This window comes from Gammaproteobacteria bacterium (genome assembly GCA_028817255.1).
Classification (GTDB): Bacteria; Pseudomonadota; Gammaproteobacteria; order Porifericomitales; family Porifericomitaceae; genus Porifericomes; species Porifericomes azotivorans.
This window is the reverse complement of sequence record JAPPQA010000074.1, coordinates 1-8,860: the sequence shown is the minus strand read 5'-3', so window position 1 is coordinate 8,860 and position 8,860 is coordinate 1. Positions and strand designations below refer to the sequence as shown.

At 62.2% G+C, this 8,860-nt stretch carries 7 protein-coding genes and 3 tRNA genes; 3 read left to right on the top strand and 7 right to left on the bottom strand.

Annotated features, from left to right (window positions below):
• The 3 genes from OXU43_03500 to OXU43_03490 form a co-directional block, all read right to left on the bottom strand.
• A tRNA-Ser gene (locus OXU43_03500) sits at positions 1-92 on the bottom strand.
• Between the two features lie 24 nt (positions 93-116).
• Positions 117-1,250: a tetratricopeptide repeat protein gene (locus OXU43_03495; GenBank protein MDD9824222.1), complete on the bottom strand. Its 1,134-nt coding sequence runs from the start codon at positions 1,248-1,250 to the stop codon at positions 117-119.
• 37 nt (positions 1,251-1,287) lie between these two features.
• Complete coding sequence (locus OXU43_03490; GenBank protein ID MDD9824221.1) at positions 1,288-2,436, bottom strand: cyclic nucleotide-binding domain-containing protein; 1,149 nt, start codon at positions 2,434-2,436, stop codon at positions 1,288-1,290.
• A 437-nt stretch (positions 2,437-2,873) separates the two neighbouring features.
• Between OXU43_03490 and OXU43_03485 the strand changes: the two genes are divergently transcribed.
• Positions 2,874-4,295, top strand: a complete 1,422-nt coding sequence (locus OXU43_03485; GenBank protein ID MDD9824220.1) for a serine/threonine-protein kinase — start codon at positions 2,874-2,876, stop codon at positions 4,293-4,295.
• 58 nt (positions 4,296-4,353) lie between these two features.
• Here OXU43_03485 and OXU43_03480 read toward each other — a convergent pair whose 3' ends face one another.
• The 4 genes from OXU43_03480 to OXU43_03465 all read right to left on the bottom strand — a co-directional run bounded on the left by OXU43_03480 (position 4,354) and on the right by OXU43_03465 (position 6,835).
• The gene (locus OXU43_03480; GenBank protein ID MDD9824219.1) at positions 4,354-5,463 is read right to left on the bottom strand and encodes a hypothetical protein; all 1,110 of its coding nucleotides are present in this window, start codon (positions 5,461-5,463) and stop codon (positions 4,354-4,356) included.
• Between the two features lie 142 nt (positions 5,464-5,605).
• The gene (locus OXU43_03475; protein MDD9824218.1) at positions 5,606-6,532 is read right to left on the bottom strand and encodes a quinoprotein relay system zinc metallohydrolase 2; all 927 of its coding nucleotides are present in this window, start codon (positions 6,530-6,532) and stop codon (positions 5,606-5,608) included.
• Between the two features lie 84 nt (positions 6,533-6,616).
• A tRNA-Arg gene (locus tag OXU43_03470) sits at positions 6,617-6,693 on the bottom strand.
• A gap of 69 nt (positions 6,694-6,762) precedes the next feature.
• Positions 6,763-6,835: transfer RNA gene (locus tag OXU43_03465), tRNA-Ala, on the bottom strand.
• Between the two features lie 315 nt (positions 6,836-7,150).
• On the opposite strand from OXU43_03465, the gene arsS reads away from it, so the two are divergent.
• Positions 7,151-8,119 (top strand): arsenosugar biosynthesis radical SAM protein ArsS, encoded by a 969-nt coding sequence (gene arsS, locus OXU43_03460; protein ID MDD9824217.1) that lies wholly within the window; start codon positions 7,151-7,153, stop codon positions 8,117-8,119.
• Positions 8,116-8,781 (top strand): TIGR04283 family arsenosugar biosynthesis glycosyltransferase, encoded by a 666-nt coding sequence (locus OXU43_03455; GenBank protein MDD9824216.1) that lies wholly within the window; start codon positions 8,116-8,118, stop codon positions 8,779-8,781. Before arsS ends, OXU43_03455 begins: the two co-directional genes overlap by 4 nt.
• Positions 8,782-8,860: the final 79 nt, after the last annotated feature.

Below are 8,860 nucleotides of genomic sequence, written 5' to 3'. Positions count from 1 at the left end.
TGGCGGAGAGGGTGGGATTCGAACCCACGGACCGCTGTCAGGCAGTCACTCGATTTCGAGTCGAGCCCGTTCAACCGCTCCGGCACCTCTCCGCCGTTGATTGGCCTATCGAAGCTTTAGCCTTCGAGTTGGAATAAAGAGGCGCGGCGAGCCCATTGGATCTCCCCCAAGGTTAAATGGGCCGCAACCCGGGCCAGGAACAAGCCCACTCCGTCAAGCCGCGCCTGGGCCGCCAGGTACAACCAGACATAAGCCCGGGGGAAATCCAGGGGAACGCCGCAACCGCGCGCATAGTGAAGCCCCAGGCGAAGTTGCGCCTTGGCGGAACCCTGACGAGCGGCACGCTCCAGCCAGTAGCAAGCCAGGCGGTCGTCGGCAAACTCCCAGTGCGCTCGGGAATAAAGCCTGCCCAATTGATACTGGGCACGCACATAACCGGCCCGGGCGGCGCGTTCGTACCAGTCCCGGGCGCGCGCCGGGTCGCAACCGACTCCAATCCCTTTGCTGTACAGCAGCCCCAGATTGTACTGCGCCTGCGGGTAGCCCCGACGGGCCGCGCGCAAACACCAGTAAGCGGCGCGGCGATCATCCTGCGCCACTCCCGCGCCTCCGGCATACATCGCGCTCAAGTTGTATTGCGCTTTGACGGAACCCTGAAGCGCCGCCTGGGAATACCAATAGACGGCGCGAGCCGGGTCCCTGTAGGCGCCCGGACCGCGCGAGCACAGCAAACCCAGCTGGAGTTGCGCCCTGGCGCAACCCTGCCCGGCGGCGCGACGGTACCAATACCAGGCTTTGCGGCAACTGCGCTTCGCCCCCACTCCTTTTTCGTACATGCGCCCCAGATTGTAGCGGGCCTGTACCTGCCCCGCCGTCGCCGCCCGCAGATACCAGGCCATGGCCCGGTCCTCCCGCATTGCCACGCCAATACCCCGTTGCAGACACCAGCCCAGCAGGACCTGCGCATCGGTGTGCCCCTGGTCCGCCGCCAGGGAAAGCCAGGAAACCGCCAATGGGAGGCAACGGGGCAACAGCCGCCCCTCCTGGTACAGAAGAGCGAGGCGGTAACGGGCCGTAGGGTTTCCCAGTACCGCGGCGCGGCAGTACCAATCCGCCACCGCTCGCGAACGAACCGCCTCGGATTCTCCCTCGAGGCGCTGTGCGTAATACTCGGCTAACTGCCAGGCAACGACCGCATCGCCATGGCGGGCCAACTCCTCCAGCCGCGGTATCAACTCGGCGCCGCGCACAGGCGGCCGCGCGGCCTGCCAACTCCCTCTGTTCCCGCTATTGTTTGCTGGCTTGCAATCCACCGTCCAAGTAACAGGAGTTCAACCCCTCCTGAGTGAGCAAAAAGGCGGCAGTAGAACTGCGCTCGCCGGTATCGCAACAAACCACGTAACGCTTCTTGCGATCCAACTTGCTCAGATTTCTCCGCAACAGATAAAAGGGGATATTCAGGCTGCCTTTGAGAGGGTTGGCCTCCGCCTCGCTGGGAAAACGCACATCCAGCCATACCGCCTCGTCGCTCCCGACCATCTTCTCCGCTTCGGCATAAGAAACGGTCGCCAGCGCGGGCTTGCTGATCATCTCTACGAAATCTTTCTTCGATAAGCGTTTCAAAACGCCGGGCGTCATCATGACAATGGAGGCATTGCGGGCCCCCTCGGAAACCAGCGATTCTTCGCCAAAAGCGTCCCCGACCCCCAGGTGAGCCACCTTCACCGGCGGCTTTGCCGGCGTGATCTTCTGCAATACGGCACATTTCCCTTTCTGGATCACGTAGTAGGCGTCGCCTTTTTCCCCCTGGCGGACAATGACCTGCTTGGCGTTGACCTGCAACGTCTCCATGAGATTGAACAATTTGTATATGTTTGCCGTCGGAACCTTGCTGAACAGCTCCGATTGCAGCATCTTCGCCATCCAGTCTCCTTCCTCGGATTCGCCGTCCTGGTCTTTCAGCGTCTGCACCGAGACATCGTCCCCCGCCCGCGCGTCGGTACTGTCGCTCTGTTCCTTTTCTTGCAGGACGATCAGCCTCTCCAGCAGGGCACGGTTGATAATCGCGACAACGACATCGCTCTCCGCCCTGGCGGAGAAGCGACGCGGCTGCAACTGAGCCAGCGCATACTTGGCGGCATCGCTTTCCGGCGTAACGAGCTGACGCCGGCCCTGGGCCTTGGACTCCATTGCCAGCTCGCCGGAGAGCAGGTAGAACGAGGAAAAATCCCGGCTGCCTTCCTTGAACAAATATTTGCCGGGCGCAATAGACAACATGTTGACGTTTTTCAGCACTTCCTGCTGGAACTTCTTCCACAGAGAGTTAATCGGGACCAGTTGGCAGATTTGCTCCCGATACTTGGCCGCCTTGGCCTGCGATTCGGTTTGAGCGCGGGGGGATTTCCCCGTAGCGCTGGCCTGCTTCTTCTCCGGCATGGATAGCCACCTCCCGTTCCGCGCAATCGGACATTTGCCGCCTGGCGCCCGTCCGCGTTCTTTCTGTTCCTTACCTGCCTGGCCTTCGGTCTTGCAAGGTACCGTGAGGCGCTACCGGCAAACTTCAATGTATTATACCCCGATTTTGCCGTTGCGGTGACTCCTGAGAAGAACCGGGCCTGCGCCACGGTTGCCGTTTCCCCGCAACTGCATTGCCCAAAGCGTCGAGTCGCTTGCCCCGCTTGGCGGGCATCGGCAATGCACCGTCACCGCCATATTCGCAAGTTACTGAAAAATATATAAAAAAATAATTCGCCTCGACATTCTCCAGCGCCGAAGCGCGCACAGGTGCATTGATCGGAGGTTCCGTAATATCATGTTACCAAGCAGTGACTGAGAACGAGCATCGAGCCACCGCCCCGGAAACGGACATCGCTATGGAAACCCCTATACAGGACCCGATACAGGAGCCTTCTCCCCGAACCGGCGAAGAACCCCTGCCGCCGGAGCCGCCTCCCCAATCCGGGGCGGAGCAATCCGGGGCGGAGGCATCGGCGTCAGAGCCGTTCCCGAAGCTGCCGGCCCAACTGGGCAAATACGATCTGATCTCTGTCCTCGGCCAGGGCAGCTTCGGCACGGTTTACCAGGCGTCCGACCAACTCACTGGCCGCAAGGTGGCCGTCAAGGTCCTGCACCACAACACGGCGCAACCAAGCGAAAGCGCCGAGGACCGGGACGAAAGGCGCAAAAGCTTCTTCAACGAGGCGCATGCCGCCGTGATGATGCGGCATCCAAACATCCTGCAGGTACTGGACGCCGGGGTCGAAAAGGATCACTGCTATATCGTTACCGAACTGGTCGAGAACGCCCACACCCTGCAAAAATACACCAGCGCCGAACAGCTGTTGCCAGTGTTGCAGGTCGTAAAGATCATATACAAGTGCGCCGCTGCCCTGGATCACATCCACGGCCGCGAAGTGATCCACCGCGATATCAAGCCGGAAAACATCCTGGTGTTCCCCACGGGCGAGGTGAAAATCGGCGACTTCGGCGTCGCCCACGTCCTGCATGGCGCCGGGGAAATGGCGCCGGAGGAGGAGATCCTGGGCTCCCCCCAGTACATGGCGCCGGAACAATTAAGCGGCGGGAAAATATCCTACCGCACAGACTTCTACTCGCTGGGGGTCATCGCCTACGAACTGCTGACCGGACAACACCCCTTCCCGGCAAAGAATCTGCAGGAATTGTGCCGGAAACACCAGCAGGCGCCGCCGGCACTGACAAGGTACCGCCTCGACCTGCCCCCCATCCTGCAACTCGTCATCGATCGCACCTTGAACCAGGATCCTGAGCAACGTTACGGCACCGGCGAGGAGCTCGCGCAAGATCTAAGCAAGACGTTCAAGAACCTGGGAGAGTTCAATGTCGGGCCCAAGCTGGAAGAATTGCTGGACTCCCTGCAGCAGATCCAATTCTTCAGCGAATTCACTCCTCCGGAAATCAAAGAAGTAACGGAGATCTGCATTTGCGAGGAGTACAAACCGGGAGAGGCGGTTATCTGCGAGGGGACGATCAACGACTCTTTCTATCTGGTGATTAACGGCAACGTGAAGATCAGCAAGGAAGGCGTCGATATCGACCGGCTGGACACGGGGGGATGTTTCGGCGAGATGGGCTATTTGACGGGCATCAAACGCACCGCCACCGTCAGCGCCGGCGATCACAGCCATCTGGTCAAGATCAATGCCAACCTGGCGGCAAAACTCTCCCCCGCGGTACAGCTTAAATTCTCCCGGGCCTTTATCCGCGTCCTGGTCAACCGACTCGCGCAAACCACGGGCCTGCTTATCTCGAAATAGCCAATAGCCGAACGGGACGCCACCGCCGTACGCGGCGGCCACCCCAAACCGGCAAAGCCTAGCGGACAGGGCTTGCGGACTGTGGGTTGCGGGTGGCGAAATGCTCGTAAATCTGGATTAATTCCTCGTTGCTAAAGCCGATAATGGCGACCTCCTGGGCCGGGCGAATCGTGTCCGGATCCCTGCCCATGCGCCCCTCCTCGAAATTGTACACATAAGATTCGCGTACCTTGGAATCCACAAAACTGCCCAGAAAAGAACTGGTCTCGTCCTCGAGTCGTTCGTCGGCGGAACGCGGGATATCAACCTGGTAATGTTCCATCCGCTCGTTGCGGCGAAGGGCGATGCCGCGCGCAAAATTCTCTATCAGACCGTCATGGACGATGCCCCAGAGCCCCTGATGGTCGCCGGGGAGCACGGTATGCACGTAGTACAAGCTATCCTCCCCAAGCTCCTCCTGTCCGGCCAGCAATTCGCCGACGGTGGCGACCTGCTCGGGCCGTCCCTCTTGCAGCACTTTCACCGTGCCGCCGGCAACGTCGTCCCGCTCCCGCAATAGCGCGCCGGGCGTAGTGTCCACCGCGCGCTCTTTCGTCACCATAACCGCCAACAGATCGTCCATGCCGACGGCAAGTTCCTCCGACAGCTCGCGCAGGGTGCGCCGCACCACACGTTCTCCTTCAAGCGCATGGATAACGCGCTCCCAGTCGCCGTCGCCGTCCTCAAGCAACTGGCGGAGCGTGCGGTATTCGACCTGTTCTTGCTCCTCAAGCACCGTGATCGGCGTATCCTCGTTTATATCCGGCTGCCGCAACAGGTCGCCCAGTTCGAATTCCCGGTACCGCGGCTCGTCCCGCAACCTAATCTTATGCTCCGGGGTGACAAAGCCGTCCGCCTGCCGGGCATCCGTTACCGCTTCCGGCCGCGGCACAATCTCTTTGAGGTATTGCTCCGCTTCCGAACGCAACTGGGGAGACGGGGCGGGCTGGGAGTCCGGGGGGGCGCGCTCCTCCGAACTCGGCAACAACTGCTGCCAGACGCCCCGTTGCCACAACAGCAGGGCCGCACCCGCCAACACGATCAGCGCCACCGCCAAACCGGCACGAGAACGCGCCGGTCGTCCGTACAGGGGCGGCGCCTTCCGTCCCGGCCCCGGCACCTCGCTCATATGCCAACCTCCAGGGGGCGCGTCCGCCCGCACGCTGGAGACACACCGGAAACAACGGGACAGAGCCGACCAATGCCGCCGAATCTCTCGCCGTCAAACCCGCCGACGACAGTGACGACAGTATGGTCCGCGCAGCTGCGCGCTATTCCCATTCCAACTCCAAAAAGGCGCGACTGACGTTGCGCCGATGACCCTGATCGAACAATGTCCAACGGCCTTCTTCCTGCCGTGCCACCGTATCAAGGGCCTCCTCCAGAAAAGCGCCGCGCGCGACCATCGCCCGCGTCTCTTCCAGCAACGCCCGCAGGTAACGTGTCTGGTCGGCTGCCGCCTCCTTCCATTGCCCGGCCGGCGGGCCATGTCCCGGCACGATCTGGACCGCCGCCAACTGCTCCATCTCCGCCATCGCCGCCAACCAGCCTTTCAGGCTGCCGTCTATAACCGGCAGGCGCTCCCGGAAAAGCAAATCTCCGGTCCACAAAGTCCCCGTTTCCATATCCAACACGGTGAGATCTTCGCCGGTATGCGCCGCCGGCCAGGACTGCAACCGCAACTTCCTGCCGCCCAGGTCCAGGAGCAACTGTCGTTCCACCAGGCGGGTGGGGGCCACGACCTCCCGCCGTCCCAGTTCGGCGGCAAATTCCCTGCGAAAAAATTCCTCGCTGCCGGCCACCGCGCCGGCCAACCCGGCATGGCCGACAAACTCCGAGCCTTCGTCAAGAAAAGCGGCATTACCCAGGATGTGGTCGTAGTGGACATGGGTGTTAATTACGTAACAAACCGGCAGGGGTGTATGCGTGCGAATCGCCGCAAGCAAACGGCGTCCTATCCTCACGGAACCGCCGCTGTCAATGACCGCCACGCAACGCCGGCCAACGATAAAGCCGATATTCGCCGTATCTTCGCGCCGAGGGCTGGTCAGCGGCTCGTGCCGACCGGCATGCAAATAAACGCCAGCGGCGATCTCCCGCACCAGGAGCGGCTCTTCCGCGCCGACGGAAGATGTCCCGGAAACTCCTTCCGCCTGTACGCAAACGAAAGGCAGCAGCAGCGACAGAGCCGCCGCCAACCGACAGCCGGCAATATGGGGCTGCACTGTTCCCGCCCGGGCGCTCCGCAAAGCTTTTCTCCCTGCCTGCAAACGATGCAACGATGGCGCCCTGACCAGGATTCGAACCTGGGACCTACGGCTTAGGAGGCCGTCGCTCTATCCTGCTGAGCTACCAGGGCAAAGAGACCGCGGAAAAGAACTCTTTCGCCACCGGCCAAGAATGTCCCGCGGCCGCCACCGGCCTTTTGTGGAGCCGAGGGGAATCGAACCCCTGACCTCAGCAGTGCGATTGCTGCGCTCTCCCAACTGAGCTACGGCCCCGCGTCACGACCATGGCGAATATTCTACCCGAGACGCCCCGTCCTTGCCAGACGCGGCTGTCGTGCGCCCATCGGGCGCATAGCGGCCAACCGCAACGGTACCGAACCCCCCGCGGCTACACACCGCGGGACCTGCCCTGCTCCTTCTCCACGCGAGCCACGCGCGGATTTGGGGACCGCTATGACGAAGTGTGCGAGGGCGCCCCGGGTATTGTAGAATACCGGCCCCGGAAACCTTTTCCAGTTCCCATATCTCCCAGGCAAATGACTCTATAGCCGCCGCATGGTATCTTGAATCCGAAAAAGACGGCCTGCCATGCACGACACTCTGCCACTGCTGCAATCGCGAGGGTTTCCTCCGCTACGCCGCCGCCGCCTCGAAACTTTGCAGGCCAATATCGGCCTCACCTGCAACCAGCAATGCACGCATTGCCACGTCAATGCCAGCCCGCGCCGCAAGGAGCAAATGAACCGGGAGACGGCGGAGTTGGTACTGCGCTACCTGCGCGTCGCCGCCATTCCCACCCTGGACCTGACCGGCGGCGCGCCGGAGCTGAACCCTCACTTCCGTTTCCTGGTGCAAGAGGCCACCGCTGCAGGAAGCCACGTGATTGACCGCTGCAATCTCACCATCCTGGAGGAGCCCGGCCAGGAAGAGCTGGCGGACTTTCTGGCCAAACACAACGTCGAGATCGTCGCCTCGCTCCCCTGCTACCTGGAAGAGAACGTTGACCGCCAACGCGGCCGGGGAGTATTTCAGAAGAGCGTCCGGGGGCTGCAACGACTGAACCGACTGGGCTACGGCCAGGGAGATGCCGAGCGCAGGCTCAACTTGGTGTACAACCCCCAGGGACCGACGCTGCCGCCGCCGCAGGAAGAACTGGAGGCAAACTACAAGAACGCGCTGAAGGAACGCTACGGCATCGAGTTCGATCGGTTGCTCACCCTGTGCAACATGCCGATCCGCCGCTTCGGCAGCGCCCTGGTCTCCAGGGGAGAGTTCGATCCCTACCTGCGGTTGCTGCGGGCCGCCCACCGGGACGAAAACTTGCCCCTGGTTATGTGCCGCACCCTGCTGAGCGTCGACTGGCAGGGCTATGTCTATGACTGCGATTTCAACCAGATGCTCGGTCTGGGACTATACCCCCGGGGAAACGCGCGACGGATGCGGCTGGCCGATCTGCTGAACGCGGATCTGCAGGGTTGGCCCATACGGGTAGCCGACCATTGCTACGGCTGCACGGCCGGACAGGGAAGCAGTTGCAGCGGGGCCCTGGGGCCGTGAACCTGTCGTTCGTCATCCCTGCGCGAAACGAGGCGGCAGGCATCCGCAACTGCCTGCAACCGCTGCAGAAACTGCGGAAAAGAGGGCACGAGGTTATCGTCGCCGACGGATACAGCGATGACGCCACCTGCAGGCTGGCGGCTCCGCTAACCGACCGGATCGTTACCGGGAAACCGTGTCGCGCCACCCAGATGAATGCCGGCGCGGCGGCGGCTCGCGGCGATCTGCTGGTGTTCCTGCATGCCGATACGCGCCTGCCCGAAGATGCGGCAGCGGCGCTCGCGGCGGTCACTCCCGACGATTGGGGGCGCTTCGACGTGCGCCTGGATGGCGGGCATCCCTGTTTCCGGGGCATCGAAAAGGCAATGAACCTGCGTTCCCGTCTCACCGGAATCGCCACCGGCGACCAGGGGATCTTCGTCGGCAACAGGCTATTCTCCGCGGCGGGCGGTTTCCCCCCGATTCCCCTGATGGAAGACATTGCCCTCAGCAGGCGCCTGGGGAAATACCGGCGCCCCCTGTGCCTGCGCCAGACCGTGCTCACTTCCAGCCGTCGTTGGGAACGGGACGGCATCCTGAATACGGTTCTGCTCATGTGGGCGCTGCGCCTCGGCTATGCCGCAGGGGTTAATCCGGCGCGCCTGGCCCGGTTCTACCGCTAGACGTACGCGGCCATGCCCGGCAACGCCGCGGAAACCTGCACGGCGGCGGCAAGAAGCGCTCTCCCAAAAAGCACTCTCC